We start from the raw sequence: 17390 nt of genomic DNA, 5'->3' as shown, positions 1-17390 counted from the left end.
CTGCTATAGCCTGTTCAAGGCTGAATGCTGACTCGGTTTAGAGAGCACCAGTCTCCTATAGTTCCTTAGATGCTGCTTAGGACGGCATTCTTCAGAATGTAGTAGATTTTTTTCTTCTTTTACGGCCTTGGCAACACAAGCCCTCCACGGCCAGCAATATTGGAACCACTATCCTGTCCCAATTGATCCCCGTTGATGCACGGCGCATCATATATATGACAAACGCAAAAACGTTCTCCACTTCCGGAACTTCGTCAACACGCCATGAGTTCGCGTCCGTGGAAATTACCTCAGTATCGGTGAAACGGCATTTCGTTGATTGATTCGTGCTCAGCGGCTGCACCCAATTTCTTCGTGGCCGTTGTGCGACGAGCATACCATTTCGCTGCAGGATAGGCAGTTAATCCGTGACTGAACACACTTAAAGCCACCGTCGCCATGGCTACTGCGAAGACCTCCTGCCGAGCAGGGATAGCAATTTCTTCCATCAGCACCAAAGCAAATACAATCGATGCAACTCCGCGTGGTCCGAACCAGCCGACAAACAAACGTGTATCCCGTCGCAGCCGTGTTCCCACAAGGCTCACTGCCACAGGCAGCATCCTTAGCACAGTCAATCCCATAATACTGTAGAAAAACCCAAGGAATGTGATGTTGGCAAAGGCCTGCGGCAGCAGGACGGCACCAAAAACTAGAAATACCAGCAACGTTAGTAACTGCCCTTCGGTCTCTGCGAATTCGCGAACTGCGCCGCAGAGTGCTCGCGAGACGTTTCCGATGGTCAGTCCTGCACAGAAGGCCGCAATGAAACCGTTGCCGCCGACTAACTCGGCTGCACCAAAAGAGAGCAGTGCTAGGGCGAGTGTCGTGAGTTCGAGAAACGAATGACTGATCCACTCGCGTCGTGACGCATGCTCAATCAGTTTACCCCCGACGTAGCCAACTCCGATGCCGACCAGTGGACCAAGGCCGACTTGCATCGCGGTAAAACGAACCCAATACGCGGTCGACTCTGGATGCTCAGCCACACGTGCGCCGCACAAAAAGATCAGAAACAGTGGTAGACATAGCCCATCATTCAAACCACTTTCGACGCTGATGCTTTGGCGAATTCGAATCGGTACTAATTTATTCGTAACCACAACATGGGCCAAAGCGGCATCAGTTGGCGTCACAATCGTCGCCAATACAGCGGCCTGCCAAAAACCCAGTTCTTGGAATAACAACCAAGCGATAAGGGTACCGAAAGCAATACTAAGCGGCAGTCCAATCGTCAGTAACCGGACCGGCAGATTATGTTCCCTGTACAGCAGTTTCAGGTCGATCCGCGATGCGTCTGTGAACAGGACTATGACCAAAGTCAGTTCAGCAAGAAAATATATTGCGTTGTTTGCCAGTTGGAATTCGAGTAGGCGAAAGCCCGCATCTCCAATCAACAGACCGAATAAGACGAAGACCATTGGTGCAGTGACGACACTCTGCCGCAATCGCGCCGAAACAAGACCGAAGAGAATGATTCCCAAGGCGATAATGGTGACAGATTTTATGTCCATGAGCGATCACCCGATGCCTCGCAGCTGCATTGAACGGTTGGGAAGTATCGGTAACAGATGGTTGTGCGGAACGGGTTCTCAGTCTGGCTCGTCGTTGAGTGGCTCAGACGCAATGATTATCGACGATGCTCGGTTAGATGGGCGCGTTGTTAAGACATTCAGAGTGATCTCGGCCTCCATGTAAAGGACGAATCGGCACATAGCGAATTTGACTCCCCACAGGGACTTATACAACCGTAGGGCAGGTTGGGATTCTGCCCTACGGTGACAGCTTGGTGTAGTCCTGACCCTCACGGTCAGATTAAGTCTTAACTATTTCAGGTTTCTTTTTGCCTGGTTAGTGATGGTGTTTAGCACCGCTGCCAGGCTTGGTCGCACAGACAAACATCGCGTCATCACCACACTTCGAGCAAACATGGTTCACTTCTTCGTTCTTTCCTTTGCCTTTACCGGTACCAACAACAGCGACACTACCGCCACAAGCGGCACATTTGTGCTTTTGGCCAATAGTCAGCATTTTGACATGCGATTTGTCCTTAGTCACATGCTGGACCATCACATGCTTGCACATGCTACACGCCATGGCAATCGAGTCTCCCGGCTTCAGAGCTTCCGCCTCTGCTTGGGTCTTGATGTGGTTCATATGGACCGCATCATGCCCATGATGAGCATCATGTTTTTTGTCATCTGCTTGGGCTGCAACGGACCACCACACCATCATCGAAATAGCGAGTGTAAGTCCAGTAGTGATGCTAAGCTTGCTGATGAGGTTAGTTTTCTTTGTCATGAGCGTGGCTCCTTTAACTAGTTAGTTGAGGACAAACATGGTTTTTCTGACCGTATATTGTGAACGTGCTGTTTTTCGTCTCTCCTTTCATTGCCCGTAATGTACGGGGAAAATCATACGACATCGACGAACCGGTTCAGCGTGCCGAAGTCATTCGGAACACATTTGGGGCATTCGTCCGAAGTCTGGCAGTTTGGCTCACAGCACCACTGGCCGTCCACGACGAACTTATATTCACTCCTCCCGGGTGGTAATTTCAATTCGGTAGTCCAGTTACCTTTGCCGTCCGTTGTCATCGGTGTTGCATCCATTTGCCAGTCATTGAATGTACCGGCCAAAAACACAACTTCAGCGTCTGGTGCGTGGCAGTTAAACTTCGTCGATTTTGTTTTTCGTTTTGACATAAAACTGTTCCTTGTTACATTACAAGAGGGTTTTTCGTCGAGAGTCTTAATGATTTCAGAATCTACTTGGGTGGACTTTGTCTTTGCCACAGAGGTGATGATTTGCTTCCCACCCCCAATTGACTGCCAGAATCAGACCTGGCAGCATTCAAAGCTTTGGCAGCATTTTGAATCGCTATAGTTGGATGCCGTGACAAACAAATCATTTGCTAAACGTGATCTCGTGCTTCTAGTTCACAAAATTCTGCTCATGGCAAATTATACGTTGCCGTAGCGGTGGTTATTGTTCGTATTCTTACTTATTCTTCATCTTGCTCTATAAAAAATTTAGTAACTATTCTCAGACCTTTTCCCGCGTGAGTGATGACTTAGTTCTATTCGCGCGCCCCCGTCGTCTGGTGATCCGGAGACAAGTTTCCGACGAGAGTTTGACGTTGTTCGTCAGTGAGAACCCTGGCTGCTTCCCCGACTGCTCGGATGTAGGCGATCCGCTTGTCGCTACGGAGTTTTTCGATTTCACGAATCTTGGTCTCAATCTTGGCCGCGGCGGGCGTATCGGAACTGGTTAACACCCAAAGTTCCTGCTCTGCCTCCGAAATCCAACGGTCAAATGTGGCCTGACCCAACAACACCTTTTCCTTGATTTGATTCAGCTTTACTTGTTGTTCTTGAGTCAACGTGATGTGCTGTGAATGGTCGAGAAAAAAACTGGTGGCGCCAATATGATAGATGTGCGATGCGCCGGCAAACCCAGGCAATGCCGACGGCATCTGCATCTGCCCCATGCCTTTCATCTGTCCCATCATTGCCATTCCCGACATTCCTTTTCCATTCATCATTCCCATTTCAGACATTCGCTGCCCAGACATTGTTGCCATGCCCATGCCAACTTTTTTTCCCATACCTTTCCCCATCATGTCCTTCATCGGATTGCTTTTCATCCCGGAGCCCATTTTGCCATCGTGCTTTTGCTGTAACGTCATTTCGAGTTTCGCCACTTTGGTTTGTAAGTCTTGAATTTGAGCGGCTAACGATTGGTCACCGGTGGTTGACTTGCCTGAAGTGTGATTCGTGTGAGGACTACCTTTCGCTGTAGAACTTTGTGCGCGGACTGTCCTCAAACTGACTAAACTCAATAAGAAAAGGACTGCGACCAAAGTCAAAACAATTTGAAAATTCTTGGTCCTTGTGGCGTAGTTCATTATAACGCTCCTCATTCAACTGATTTTTAACTGAGAATCTAGACGGAAACCTCTTTTATTTCTGATTTTCGAGCTTCGCCTTCGTGTTATCATGGTGTCTTTGGCAGCATCATGTTTGTATTCCGCATCAATCTATTTTAAGGCCAGAGAGAACTTGCTGTCGTGAGCATTGAGGATGGTCGCTTTCTAAGCCATTTCCTCTTCGGCCTTTAGCAGCAATCGCTGGAACGAAGTGCGAGCGGCCTTGCCTCGACTCTGACAAACAAAATCAATGAAATCTTGAATTTCTCATCCGTCTAGATCCGAAGGCACCAAGGAAGAACAGCAACTTCCTTGGTGAATCCCCTCTCGTTTGCAGGTATTCAATTTGTCAAAATATGAAATAATGCTCTCCTTCATTGTCTGTAAGGATCGCCAGTATTGTTGGAGAGATCACAAACACTTACTTTTTTGGTGTGGTTTCCTTCTTACTATTGGCTAGTTCCTTAATTTCGAGTTTACGCATCAGCGCTGCATGCTCAGCCATCGCTTTTTCCAACTCTTTGGTGATGTCACTGCAGCATTTCATCCCAGCAGTTCGATCGAACGTGTCCATCTGGCATTCAGCGTGTAGTTTCTTGTGTTGTGCTGTTGCATTCGTTAGATGGTCTTCAATTACCTTTAAGCTCGCCAGGACTTCTTTATCTCCGGCGTACTCTTTGCGGATCGTGGCGAGTTCCTTTTTCGTAGCGTCGATATTCCGCGCGAGTTCTGTGGACTCTGACCTTGCCAGTTCTGGGTCGATGGTTTGAGCATCACGAGTATAGTAATAGAGGTCACGAGAATAATCTCTCGCGTGATTCATGTTGCGCGATGAACGGAAAGTGCTCGACCCATAGTGAGGCTTTCCCATATATGGGCGCGATCCCGGCGGGGCAAACGCCGACAGATCTTTTGACAATATCGCAGGCGCGACGATAGCAAAACAGATTCCTGCTAATAAGAGACGTGAGTGTTTCATGATCTTCTCCCAAAAATATTTGAAATGTTAAATTGAACGCTATCGCTGGTATTGGATGCGTGATGATACCGGTTTCTTCACGACTTACTTTGAATTTGTAAATATCAGCTTTTTTTAGCTCACTTTGAAGAAATAGTGACCTGGCAACATTGAAATATAACTGCGGGAGAATTGGTCCATTTGGGTTGGCATAATCGACAGAACGAACTTAAAGGGGCCATTCTATTTATGTAATGAATCGCCTCCCCTGATGATGGAAGTGATTGAAATGTAATGAGTTCAGATTCAGATTGGAGATTTTCATCTCACCAGTTTCTGCATCGATTACATGATAGAGATGCAAGCGTAACCTCTATTGACTCTATGTCTGATTATGAAGATACTCCCGCAGTCTACCCAAATCTTTAGCATCTACATTTTTGCGACACATCCTGAAAAGATTGACGATTTCCAGATAGTTCGCCTGTAGTTCATTTCTGTATGGACCGATTTAAATGGATAGAAACTTCCTCGCTGACACAGGGCAGCAGAGAATAAAGGGTTTTTCTTTCATGTGGATGACTAATACAATCACGACTCGCATTTTGATCTGTCTAGCTATGCTGACAGTTCCATTGCAAGATCTACCTGCTGCTTCCTGTAACTGTAGCCTTGGTTGTTCTCTATCGTTCACGAACTGCTGTTGTTGTACGGGTGCACCAATCTGCCATTGTGGAGAGGGTACAGAAATCACGACAGACTCTGCCTCTGGTTGTGAGTCACAGTCAGAAAAAGACGCCTGTTGTATCGAAACTCAGGCTGCAGAACCTGGTTCATGCTCTTGCGGGACAAACTGTCATTGTGGTAAGCAAAGCCAGCCCGTTAGTCCCCTTGTACCGTCATCAGACGCGAAAAATCCTTCCGAAAAATTGGTGAGCCTGTCACAGTTGACGGTGGTGACGACTCTTGTCGATCAGCCACCAAAATTGGGAAAACCTCGCTGTATTTCAGCATCTCTGGTGTCCCTTGATCGCTGCGTATCTCTTTGCCGCTTCACGCTATAGGTTAGTTTTAGCAATATCTTTACGCGCTGCTCACACGTCTGTTTTTTTTCCCTGCGCTATCGTTTCGCAATCAGTAACAAATTTCTGATCGCATTAAACGATGCAAAGTCTTTAAAAATCCAGTATTAGGGTAGACCATGAGAATTGCTCAGCTTAGCGTGAACAGAATTCAGACTTGACTGTCGTAAGTCTGGGCCTTAAAACAAATGAGACTTTCCTTTTGACTGGTGTAGCGATGTTTCCGTTTTCTATTCACTCATTGACTTCCTGTGTGCTGGTGGCAGCAACTCTCTTCGGGGGAATTGTTCCGTTAGCGCAGGCTGGTAGTCATTGTGGTACTGAAGCGTGCTGCTGCTTACCCTTGATTGAAGCGGAATACAGTTGCTGCTCTCAATCATCTCATCAGCTGCAATGCCGATGTTCAGTCGAGAAGGAACTTCCTGCCGCTCCGGATGAAAATCGTAGTTCACATGAACGTGAATCATCCCGGCGCGCAGCCGCACTGGTCGTCACGTTTGCTGTCTGCATGAAACAATCGCAAGCAGACGCTACGTTTGACACCCTGCCATTCTCATTTCGGCCCATTCCTCGCCAGCAAGAGATTCTTTGCCGCTGGCTGATCTGATCTCACGCCTTTGCTGTCTTTGTGCGCGCAGTTTGCCCCTGTTTTACAGTTGTATTAACACGCTCCAGAGTTGATGCGTTTTCGATTCATCAATCCCTGGCCAAAGTAAAACGGACAGACCCCATTTTCCTAAGAGATTACAGTTGGCTGAAACAATTCTGTTGAGGTTGGTATGAATAATTCTAATAAAAGTGAGATCTGCGCTGTAGATAATGCAGCCTCTCAGCGCAAACAGGAGACACGCCATTGGTGGATTCGACTACTGGTACAACCAGCACTGTTTCTGCTGTGTGGGGCACTGTTGATCGCCGGACTGGGAGTCGCCCAGCAGATGGGATTTATTACTGCAGGCGGAGGAGGCCATAGTCACGGTTCTGCTCTCAGCAAAGCCATCAAATATATTTGTCCGATGATGTGCACCCCGCCTCAATCAGAACCCGGCCGGTGTCCGGTGTGTGCAATGGAGCTTGTGCCCGCGACTTCCGATGGCTCGAACTCAGATCCCCGCGCAGTCCACATTGATCCCGCTGCCAGACGGATTGCCAATATTCAAACCGCAACGGTCCAATCACTCCCTCTGACTCATACAATCCATTCCGTGGGTGAATTGGGCTATGACGAAGGCAACCTTAAAACACTGTCTGCCTATGTGGACGGTCGTATTGAACGACTCTATGCCGACTTCACCGGTGTCGAAGTCAAACAGGGAGATCATCTGGCATATATTTACTCGCCCCTGCTTTATTCGAGTCAGGTCGAGCTGCTTCTGGCAAAAAAAGCGTTAAAGCACAGTCGCTCTGCCACACTTCAGCGGGTGATCCAGACTAACGAAAATCTCTATCAGAGTTCGAAACAGAGGTTAGTCGAACTTGGCATGACAATGTCACAGATCGACGAAATCGAAAAAACGGGCACTGCTAATAGCCGAATGCATTTATGTGCCCCCATCAGTGGAACGGTGATCAAAAAACAGGCCATCGAAGGCCAGTATGTCAAAGAAGGTCAGGTCATCTATCAGTTGGCCGATCTTTCGCAGTTGTGGCTGATGCTCGAGCTGTTTCCTGAAGATGCTGCAGCGATCCGTTACGGACAGAAAGTCGAGGCGATTATCCAGTCTCAGCCCGATGAGACCATTTCCGGCCGTGTGGCGTTTATCGATCCTCAGGTCGATCCCCAGACTCGTACGGTGGGTGTGCGGATTGTGATACCGAATCTACAAGGACAGTTACGCGTCGGAGATTATGCACGCGCGACGATCTCCCTTCCTGCGGGAAGCAAAGCAAAGTCAAGCGGCATCTATGATTCCGAGTTAGCGGATTGTTGGATTTGTCCGCGACATCCTCATATTATCGCCAAAGCCTCCGGTAAGTGCCCTCTGTCAGGCCAAGATCTGGTTCCCACGTCGCAGTATGGTTATGTGTCGCAGTCATTTGCTGAGAGTGAAGCGCTCACAGTGCCCCGCGATGCGGTTCTGATGGCGGGCGAACACAGTGTGCTCTATGTCGAAACCAAGCCAGGTCGCTTTGAGATACGCAACGTCGTACTCGGTCCGATCTGTGGTGAGCAGATCGTGATCCTGAAAGGGGTGACACAAGGGGAACAGGTGGCGACCAGGGGGAACTTCCTGATCGATTCGCAGATGCAGTTGGCGGGTAATCCTTCTCTGATTGATCCGACTCGGGCCGAACCGCTGCCGGATGAAGGCCTGTCGGAAACGATGTTGGCCACGCTTTCGAAACTCCCTAAAACAGACCAAAAACTGGTCGAAAATCAACGGATTTGTCCGGTAACCATGATGTATCTAGGTTCGATGGGCGCACCTCCCAAAGTAGACGTGAATGGAGAAACTGTTTTCATCTGTTGTGAAGGCTGCCGCGAAAGTCTTTTGGAACATCCTCAGAAATATCTGGAAATAATCAAAACTGCAGATGCATCGAAGAATCAGTTCGACTCAGGGAATGATATGGAACTCCCCCCCCTGGATATGCCTGAAATCATGGAATTTGACGACAGCCTGCCCCCAATTGATATGCCTATGGACATGGAAATAGAACACGAATCTTTGAAACTGAAACCACCACGGCCCGTCACACCACAAACAGCCGCCGGACAGAATAAGAAGGCTCGACAATGATTCACAGCGTACTCGATTTTTGCCTCCGTCAACGACTCCTGATTGTACTACTGTCCGTTGCTCTGCTCGGTTATGGCTGGTACTCGGCGCAACAGGTTCCCATCGATGCGATTCCCAATGTGGGCGAAAACCAGGTAATCGTGCTCACTGAATGGGCCGGACGGTCTCCGAAAGATGTGGAAGACCAGATTACATATCCACTTTCGATTGCGTTACAGGCGGTACCGGGTTCCAAAAGTGTCCGTGGCAAAAGCATGTTCGGCTTTAGCTTCGTGCAGGTTACGTTTGACGATGATGTCGATTTCTACTGGGCCCGTTCTCGTGTGGCAGAACAACTGACTACAGTCAACGGTTCTCTACCGGAGGGTGTGGTTCCAACACTCGCACCAGATGCCACTGCTTTAGGACAAATATTCTACTATGTGCTTGAGCCGCCAAAAGATATGGATCTGGCTGAGTTGAGATCGAAGCAGGACTTCTTTATTAAGTACGCGCTCCAGTCAGTAGACGGTGTGGCAGAGGTGGCTTCGATTGGCGGCTATGTGAAACAGTATCAGATCGAAGTTGACCCGGATGAACTCCGCTACCATAACATCCCGCTCAGCAAGGTAATTGATTCGGTCAAGGCATCAAACATCGACGTCGGCGCCAAGACCGTCGAGACGGGCGGGATGGAATTCATTGTTCGCGGCAAGGGTTTTATCGGTGCGGATAAAACGGAACAGGAAACCATCGAACAGATCAACAGTACGGTGATCACCGTCAGCAAAGGCGTGCCGATTCGTATCAGCGACGTAGCCCAGGTCCAGACCGGTCCTGCCTTCCGACGCGGTGCCCTGGATTTTAATGGACATGAATCCGTGGGGGGGGTGGTGGTGATGCGCTATGGTGAGAACCCCCGTAAAGTGATCGAGCGTGTTCAGTCCAAAATTGATTCTCTGGAGACGGAGTTGGGTGGAATAAAAATACATGGCGTCTACGATCGGAGTGTCTTGATCGACGAGACGGTTTCCACGCTGACCGAAGCGTTAATTCATGAAACGATCATCACCATCGCGGTTATGGTTCTGTTTCTGCTGCACATCCGCGCCAGCATCATTATTGCCATCACACTGCCCATGGCGGTGCTGATGTCGTTCATTGCCATGAAAACTTTTGGTGTCGATGCCAATATCATGTCGCTGGCAGGTATCGCGATTGCGATCGGCACGATGGTCGATATGGGGATTATCATTCTGGAAAACATCTATGGCAGCCTGTCCGACTGGGAAGCCAACGGTTCTGCGGGTGGTCCCCAGCAGCGGCTGACCGTCATCCGTGATTCAGCCGCTGAGGTGATCCCCGCCGTAATCACCGCCGTCAGTACGACGATCATCAGCTTTCTACCCGTCTTTTTTCTGACCGGCCGTGATCATAGACTGTTCGCTCCACTTGCCTGGACTAAGACGTTCGCGCTGGTGTCCAGCCTGATTGTAGCGGTGATCGTGCTGCCGATGCTCTGTCGGATCTTTCTCCGCAGTTCGCAAATCCCCCGCTGGGGACAACTGGCGGCAGGCGCGGGCGTAGGCTGTCTCACAGCCGCCCTCTGTTGGTTTGTCTGGGGAGACCACATCGCCGAAGGGTCGTCGTTGACCCTGTATGCGGCAACTGTCTTTGCTGCGGTAGCCGGTTTTCTGCTGGGCTGGTGGGTAACGTGCGAGAAAATTCGTTCCATGGAAGAGAATCCCGCCAGTCGTTTTGTGCGGTTTCTGTATGCGGGCCGGCTCAGGATGGCGCTACGGCATAAGCTGCTGATGCTCTCTATCCCCGCGATGATCATGGTTCTGGGGGCAGGCGCCTGGTTGGGCTTGCCGACGGTGTTACGTCCCCTGGAACAGGTCGTCTCGCTACTCGGAGCAGACCTTAACGAGGTGCCCGGCTATGTGGATGCGAAACACTTTTTTACGGGACTGAAGTCGGATGACTGGATTGCCCTGGATGAAGGCAGCTGGTTCTATATGCCCAGCCTGTATCCAGCTGCCAGTTTCTCTCAGACGATGGAGATCTTGCAGGCCCAGGATACGTTGATCAAAGAGATCCCGGAAGTGCAAAATGTACTGGGTAAAATTGGTCGCGCGGAATCTGCACTCGACCCGGCACCAGCGGCAATGGTCGAAACTTATGTCATGCTCAAGCCCCGCGCCGAATGGCGGGAAGGGATAACCGCAAGACAGATCTGGGACGAAATCAACAAAGTGGCTACCCTGCCGGGGGTAACACCGGCTTCACCTCTGCAGCCGATCGAAGGACGTGTCGTCATGCTGCAGAGCGGCATCAAGGCCTCAATGGCGATTCGGGTTTACGGCGACGATTTGGAGGGCTTGTCAAAAGCATCGCTGGCAGTCGCAAAAAACCTGAAGCAGAACCATTATGTCAACGCGGGAACCGTCAATCCCGACATTGTGATGGGCAAGCCTTACTATGAATTCGAAGTCGACCGGGAAGAAGCCGCCCGCTATGGCATGACGACGATGATGGTAAATCAGATCGTGTCTGCCGGGTTAGGAGGAATCGATGTCACTACGACAGTGGAAGGTCGCGAACGCTACCCGATACAGGTCCGTTTTGAACGGAGCGTCCGCAAGGATCTGGATGATTTACGTCAGGTATCCGTGGTGACACACGGCGGAGATATTGTGCCCCTGGAACGTCTGGCAGACGTTACTACGACCTGGGGGCCAGGGGCGATTAACAGCGAAGATGCCCGTCTCGTTGCCCACGTCGCATTCTCTCCTTCAGGTGCTTCTGGGGATCTGGAAACCGTTGATGAGGTGATGTCTGCATTACGGGCTGCTCGGGAAAACGGGACACTGACCTTTCCCGATGGAAATTTCGAGTTACAGGCTGTGGGGTCGTTTCAGAACCAGATCGAAGCCAACCGGCGACTGATGTGGATCATTCCCACAGTACTGCTGGTTAATCTGTTGATTATCTATTTGAGTTTTCAAGATCTGGCCATCGCGGCGATCGTCTTTTCGGGGATTCCGGTGGCCTTTGCCGGTGGAATGATTGCTGTAGCATGGATGGGCGTGGATATGAATACCGCAGTTTGGGTCGGATTTATCGCTCTGTTTGGTATTGCGGTTGACGATGGCGTGGTGATGGCTACCTACATTCAGCAGACACTGAAACGCCGTTCGGTTACCAGCATCGCTGACTTACGCGAAGCCATCTATGAAGCAGGGCTGAAACGCATTCGCCCTTGTGTAATGACGACGTTGACCACGATTTTTGCCCTGCTGCCAGTATTGATTTCGCAGGGGCGCGGGGCAGATGTGGCCCGCGCGATGGCACTGCCTGTGCTGGGTGGCATGCTGGTCGAACCTTTCACTACATTCATCGTCCCTACCATCTATTGTGCATACCTGGAATTCAAAATTAGAGTGGGGCTGCAGGGACACGTGCTCTGTCAGGATCAACAACAGTCTGGATCGCAGAATTCGTCGTTCGATCCAGCACTTACCGGGCCCGTTTCCTAGTCGGGTCTGAATTCGTTTTTTAGTTTTAAGGAGAATATTATGAAATGTATCAAAATGATTTTTGCACTGGCTGTCGTAGCAGGAACCGTAGTCTGTGGGCAGAACCTGTTAGAGGCACAACAACTACAGGCCGATGGAAAGCTAAGTCAACGCGATCAGTTACGTATCAAGGCCCAGCAGATTTGTCCGGTCTCGGGACAGAAACTGGGTAATCATGGTCAGCCAATCAAAGTCAATGTCGGTAAAGAATCTGTTTACCTGTGTTGTAAAGGCTGCTTAAAAAGCAAGGTCGACCCTCAGCACTGGTCGACAATTCATGGCAATTTTGCAAAAGCACAGCACATGTGCCCGGTGATGAAAAAAGAGCTGCCACAGAAACCGAAATGGACCATTGTAGACGGGCGGATAGTTTATGTCTGTTGCCCTCCTTGTACCAAAAAGATCGCTGCAGATCCGGAAACCTATCTGAGCAAGGTCGACGAATTGTATGCCGCGACATTACGTAAGTGAGAGAAGCAATCTTTGCAGGCTTAAGAATACGTTACTTATTTCAGGTCGACTCCTGAGTTGGAACACCTGAGTGATTGAATGTTGCGCTAACAAACGACGCTCAGGTGTTCCATGGATTCTTTTGTAAAAGCACATATAACAAATTCAACTTTTAGCATTTTTATTCTGCTGTCTAATTTCATCATCGAATGAAGAATATTTAACATCATGTCAGCATTATTTACCAGAATAACTGCCATTAAGAATAAACCTCGAACGATCAGGTTTCAGTTACTGCTGTCCGTTAATATCACACTCAGTATCGCACTAATTTGTCTCTTGATATTGCAATATCATAGGGAGATGCAAAATGCGACAGATCAAATGCGAACCGGCTTGAATGATGAATCTATTGCGATTCAGTCCGCCGTTTCACATTTGATACAAGATCATAGTCATGGTGACGTCCAGGGGTATATTGATAGAGTCTGCTCGGAGATGCGAAAGTCGGCTTCTCCCGGTCATCAAATCATAGTTAGCATGCATGGCACTTACCTGAAAGCTGGAAATTCTTCTCCTGAGAGCAGATCAATATTATCTCAATACGATTTTTCAAAACCACAATCGATTCAATGGAACGAATTCAGTCAACACCAGCTTGTCGTCGGACATCAGTCTGGTGAAGAAGCAAGTGTATTTGTAATTGAAACATTAAAAAATGTGCGCCGTGCGATACGAAAGAAGGTTCTAATTCAGCTTGCCGTTCTGGGAATATTAGGATTGTTGGCTGCTGGCATCGTCAATTACGTGCTCTTAAAGATTGTGGGTAGGCCATTAAGTCAATTGTTGAAGACAGTCGAAAATATAACTTCCGGACAATTAGGGGCTGTCGCCCCGTCATTCTCCAGTAGTGAAATCAATCAGCTATCAACGGCCATCAATTCCATGAGTATGTCACTAAATGATAATGACCGCGACCGTCGTTATCAGATGGAGAAGGCACGAAAGATACAACAGTATTTACTACCCCAAGGTGTTCAGATTCCGGGTCTTGAAACAGCACACATTTTTGAACCGGCGGACAGCGTTGCTGGAGATTACTACGATTTTTTACCACTATCGGACGGATCATGGTTAATTTGCATAGCTGATGTAAGTGGTCACGGTGTTCCAGCCGCGATGGGAGCAGCGATGTTGAAATCACTACTATTGGCCGCTTCAGAAAAATCCCCATTCGATCTGATCCGGATAATAAAAGAAGTAAATCGTCAGTTTGCGGCAACGATCCTACCAGGCAATTTTGCTTCAATGTTTCTTGCACGTTGGAAACCTGAATCGCGTGCCTTATCATGGGTCAGTGCAGGTCATCTTCCTGGGATTCTGATAAGAGATTCCGGATCACTCGATTCCCTTAAAAGCACGGGGTTATTAATTGGACTAGATGCAAATGCCGAATGGGAACAATTAGACACCGTTCTGTCACCGGGCGATCGGATCTTACTCTTCAGTGATGGCGTGACAGAATCTGCCAACTCTAAAGGCGATCTCTTCGGGTTAGCACGATTAACATCCTGGTTCTCTCTAGTGAATGAGAGGCCGCTCATTGTCGCTATCATGAAAATCAATGAAGTGATAGCTGAGTGGCGTTGTAATTCTTCGCCGAATGATGACCTGACATTGTTGGCGCTAAAATGTGAATTGGTTCCACATCTGAAAAATTCTGAGCATCAGGCATCCACAGTTTACGAGGAAGTTCAGTCAGTCCCTCAGTAAACAGAACTGGATATTACCTAATCCGAAATATCGTTACGTGCGAATTCGGTTCACTGAAGATTTAGTAGTAATCTCTGTTTCGGTCAAATCAAATTTACCGATGACAACTAATATGTGTCGTTATCGATCATAACACGGGGGGAGGCCAAGGATGGCCATGAAGTATACAGTTCATTTTTTAAGCTTGTTTCTACTATTGAACGGTTGTAAATCTGCGCAGCAGATCCACGACCCCGGGTACGCTCAAGTTTCCCAGGCTGTTCATCAAGCCGCATACTCGCCGACTCAAGAGACAGTCAATCCAGTCGCTGCTGATTTGGAGGGGCCCCATTCGGTTGAAGAATATATTCAGTACGCATTATCTCAAAACCCGGATATCCAGGCTGCCCGAAAACGTGTCGAAGCCAATGCTTATCAAGTCCCTGTTGCTTCAAGCTTGCAAGACCCAAATCTGGGGATGACGTTTTATCCGGAACAGGTCCAGACCGCTGCTGGCCCTCAGGAGTTTGCCTTGAATATATCACAGAAGTTCCCAGCTCGCGGGAAACTGAATGCACAGGGAGAACTGGCTGAATCACAGACAAACGAGACAAGAGCCCAACTGGCAGCAGTCGAACTAGCCACAGTTGCTAAAGTAAAACGAGCCTATTACGAACTCTATTTTATTCAGCAGACTATTAATGTAACTGAGGCAGATAAACAATTATTAGTCGAGATTCGTGACGTAGCTAACGTACGTTACAAGACAGGAAAAGTCAGTCAGCAGGACTTGTTGCGTGCTGAACTGGAAATCTCGAATGTCGAAAATGAATTGATTCGTCTGGAACAAAAGCTAGTGAGTGGTCAGGCAAAACTTGCTCGTTTGTTGCATATTTCACCTCAGACAAAATTACTGGCACTCGAACATATCGAACCGGGATCTCTACCTGCCGACTTAGACTGGCTGCAACGTCAGGCGATAGCCTCTCGTCCTGAGTTGCATGCACAATTAGCAACACTCGAAAAAGACAGGCAAGCTCTAAACTTGGCGCGCCTTGCGTATAAACCGGATGTCACTTTGGGGGCCACCTGGATCGATGTCGGATCTACCGGTGTCAGTCCTGTTGCCAACGGAAACGATTCATTTTTAATCACGGCAGGAATTAACCTGCCGGTTTACAGAAAAAAGTTGGATTCAGCAGTTCGCTCCGCAGAGGCAAAAGCAGTATCAACGGCCCGAACTTATGATTCATTGAAAGACGAAACACTTGAAGAAGTCGCGGACCTATTTGCTCAAGCCAAAAGCCAGCAGGATCTGTTAACTCTGTTCAGTGAAGATATTCTCCCCAAAGCCCGCCAGACACTGGAAGTCTCCAGCCAGGCCTATAACACCGGAGAAGTCGACTTTTTACAGTTGGTGGATAACTGGAGAGAATTGCTGCGGTTTGAGGTGAGTTACCTGCGGCTCGAAGCTTCATTAGGACAATCGCTGGCAGAATTAGAACGAGTCATTGGTGGAATTGATACCCAGGCTTTGCAACCCATACCGGCAGCACCTGAAGCTTTAGATAATTTACCTTTACCTGTAGAACCATAATAGACAAGTTTTTACTGCAATCGAAATATACGAGGTTGCTATTGAAGGAGCTTAAGATGGATAACGCTCAAAAGTGGATGCGCTGGTTCGCAACGCTGGGAGCGATCATGATGACAGGTTGCGCCTCGACTTACCACAGCTATTCTAGTTGTGAGATCGATTGCCAGTACTGTGATCCTCCTCCACTAACCTATACCTGCTACGACAATTGTGTATGTCATTCCAGACAAGTCTCAGGCTACTTAGAGAGCCTACCGCATCAGTATGAATCAGCGGATCATGGGAACGACAATGACGAACCAAGCAATTGACCGGGAAGTACACCATCGATTTGGTAAGTTCTCATATTTACTTTGCTCTATACTGACATTACTGATAGGAACAGCCTTTACAGGTAGCAGTAGAGGCTCTGTGATTTTCTTCTGCCTGTTGTTTTCAGCGGTCCTGCTGACAGCAGTTATCTCAATTTGTCAGCGTCACAAGACATTAGGCATTGGTCTGACGATCGTATTCCTGATGCTGGTTATGAATGTCAGCAGTTTTCTTTTTCACAGTGATTCCCTAACGATCCTCCATAACATTTTGGTGATCATTTTCCTGGCGTTTGTCTTCTACCATGTACTCAGTGCCGTTTTTGATGACAATCAAGTGACATTGGATACAATTATCGGGACGGTCTGTCTCTATTTGCTGGCTGGACTGTTCTGGGCGTACTTATACTCAATGATCATAGTCATTGATCCAGCTGCATTTCGGTATGACCTGGTAAGCTCTACATCCGAAACAGTCACTTTAAGTAACTCAAACTTACAACCGTTGATTTATTTATCGTTCGTGACTATGGCGACACTGGGCTATGGAGATATCATTCCTGTATCCGGGCCAGCTCAAACAGCCTGTTATCTTCAGGCTGTCTTTGGCCAGTTCTATTTTGCAATCCTGGTTTCAAGATTAGTTTCGCTATATATCTCGTCGGTATCTCGTGAAAATCAAGATCGCTTAAATAGCCAGTCCTGAATTGCAAAGTCCTGAAATATCAAAACGATAAAATCAGTTGAGCTGTAAAACGAATTTCAAGGTTTCTTAATGAATCTATCAGCCTTTGCTGAAACTTTGAAGACTCTTGGAATGTGATCGGACTAAATCAAAATGGGGCAGACAGGGTATTTTGGATGAGTGAGTCTGGACTTTAGTGATATGAGCGTTAGAATAACTTCAACATTATTGGTTTTTCTACCGAAAATATGGGTATGAATAGAAGAATTTGCTCCCTAATCCTGATGCCG

The 17390-nt window shown here is 48.3% G+C and carries 11 protein-coding genes; 6 read left to right on the top strand and 5 right to left on the bottom strand.

Annotated features, from left to right (window positions below):
- Positions 1-290: 290 nt before the first annotated feature.
- The 5 genes from F1728_RS27640 to F1728_RS27620 all read right to left on the bottom strand — a co-directional run bounded on the left by F1728_RS27640 (position 291) and on the right by F1728_RS27620 (position 4946).
- Positions 291-1553, bottom strand: coding sequence for a cation:proton antiporter (locus tag F1728_RS27640; RefSeq protein WP_145187176.1), 1263 nt, complete (start codon positions 1551-1553; stop codon positions 291-293).
- A 337-nt stretch (positions 1554-1890) separates the two neighbouring features.
- Complete coding sequence (locus F1728_RS27635; protein ID WP_145187179.1) at positions 1891-2340, bottom strand: hypothetical protein; 450 nt, start codon at positions 2338-2340, stop codon at positions 1891-1893.
- A gap of 113 nt (positions 2341-2453) precedes the next feature.
- Positions 2454-2744 carry a glycogen-binding domain-containing protein gene (locus F1728_RS27630; protein WP_145187182.1) on the bottom strand — a complete coding sequence of 97 codons (291 nt, stop codon included), beginning with the start codon at positions 2742-2744 and terminating at the stop codon, positions 2454-2456.
- A gap of 374 nt (positions 2745-3118) precedes the next feature.
- A complete protein-coding gene (locus F1728_RS27625; RefSeq protein ID WP_145187185.1) occupies positions 3119-3946 on the bottom strand; it encodes a hypothetical protein in 828 nt (275 codons plus the stop codon).
- Between the two features lie 442 nt (positions 3947-4388).
- Entirely contained in the window at positions 4389-4946 is a 558-nt protein-coding gene (locus F1728_RS27620; protein WP_145187188.1) for a hypothetical protein, read from the bottom strand.
- Positions 4947-6786: 1840 nt separating this feature from the next.
- Between F1728_RS27620 and F1728_RS27615 the strand changes: the two genes are divergently transcribed.
- The 6 genes from F1728_RS27615 (at position 6787) to F1728_RS27590 (ending at position 17121) form a co-directional block, all read left to right on the top strand.
- Positions 6787-8748, top strand: coding sequence for an efflux RND transporter periplasmic adaptor subunit (locus tag F1728_RS27615; protein WP_145187191.1), 1962 nt, complete (start codon positions 6787-6789; stop codon positions 8746-8748).
- Positions 8745-12266, top strand: coding sequence for an efflux RND transporter permease subunit (locus F1728_RS27610; protein WP_145187194.1), 3522 nt, complete (start codon positions 8745-8747; stop codon positions 12264-12266). The genes F1728_RS27615 and F1728_RS27610 overlap by 4 nt, the downstream gene beginning before the upstream one ends.
- 39 nt (positions 12267-12305) lie before the next feature.
- Positions 12306-12776 carry an amidohydrolase family protein gene (locus F1728_RS27605; RefSeq protein ID WP_145187196.1) on the top strand — a complete coding sequence of 157 codons (471 nt, stop codon included), beginning with the start codon at positions 12306-12308 and terminating at the stop codon, positions 12774-12776.
- A gap of 207 nt (positions 12777-12983) precedes the next feature.
- On the top strand, positions 12984-14528 hold the full coding sequence (locus tag F1728_RS27600; RefSeq protein WP_145187199.1) for a PP2C family protein-serine/threonine phosphatase: 1545 nt from the start codon (positions 12984-12986) through the stop codon (positions 14526-14528).
- A gap of 151 nt (positions 14529-14679) precedes the next feature.
- Positions 14680-16104, top strand: a complete 1425-nt coding sequence (locus tag F1728_RS27595; protein WP_145187202.1) for a TolC family protein — start codon at positions 14680-14682, stop codon at positions 16102-16104.
- Positions 16105-16368: 264 nt separating this feature from the next.
- Positions 16369-17121: an ion channel gene (locus tag F1728_RS27590; protein ID WP_155366737.1), complete on the top strand. Its 753-nt coding sequence runs from the start codon at positions 16369-16371 to the stop codon at positions 17119-17121.
- Positions 17122-17390: the final 269 nt, after the last annotated feature.

Origin of the sequence: Gimesia benthica (genome assembly GCF_009720525.1) — a bacterium.
In the GTDB taxonomy this organism is placed as follows: Bacteria; Planctomycetota; Planctomycetia; order Planctomycetales; family Planctomycetaceae; genus Gimesia; species Gimesia benthica.
This window is presented reverse-complemented; position numbering and strand designations above follow the sequence as displayed.

Coding starts and splice junctions, on each gene's coding strand:
- F1728_RS27605 (WP_145187196.1), top strand. CDS start 12,306: ATGAAATGTATCAAAATGATTTTTGCACTGGCTGTCGTAGCAGGAACC.
- F1728_RS27610 (WP_145187194.1), top strand. CDS start 8,745: ATGATTCACAGCGTACTCGATTTTTGCCTCCGTCAACGACTCCTGATT.
- F1728_RS27630 (WP_145187182.1), bottom strand. CDS start 2,744: ATGTCAAAACGAAAAACAAAATCGACGAAGTTTAACTGCCACGCACCA.
- F1728_RS27620 (WP_145187188.1), bottom strand. CDS start 4,946: ATGAAACACTCACGTCTCTTATTAGCAGGAATCTGTTTTGCTATCGTC.
- F1728_RS27595 (WP_145187202.1), top strand. CDS start 14,680: ATGGCCATGAAGTATACAGTTCATTTTTTAAGCTTGTTTCTACTATTG.
- F1728_RS27640 (WP_145187176.1), bottom strand. CDS start 1,553: ATGGACATAAAATCTGTCACCATTATCGCCTTGGGAATCATTCTCTTC.
- F1728_RS27590 (WP_155366737.1), top strand. CDS start 16,369: ATGAATCAGCGGATCATGGGAACGACAATGACGAACCAAGCAATTGAC.
- F1728_RS27635 (WP_145187179.1), bottom strand. CDS start 2,340: ATGACAAAGAAAACTAACCTCATCAGCAAGCTTAGCATCACTACTGGA.
- F1728_RS27600 (WP_145187199.1), top strand. CDS start 12,984: ATGTCAGCATTATTTACCAGAATAACTGCCATTAAGAATAAACCTCGA.
- F1728_RS27625 (WP_145187185.1), bottom strand. CDS start 3,946: ATGAACTACGCCACAAGGACCAAGAATTTTCAAATTGTTTTGACTTTG.
- F1728_RS27615 (WP_145187191.1), top strand. CDS start 6,787: ATGAATAATTCTAATAAAAGTGAGATCTGCGCTGTAGATAATGCAGCC.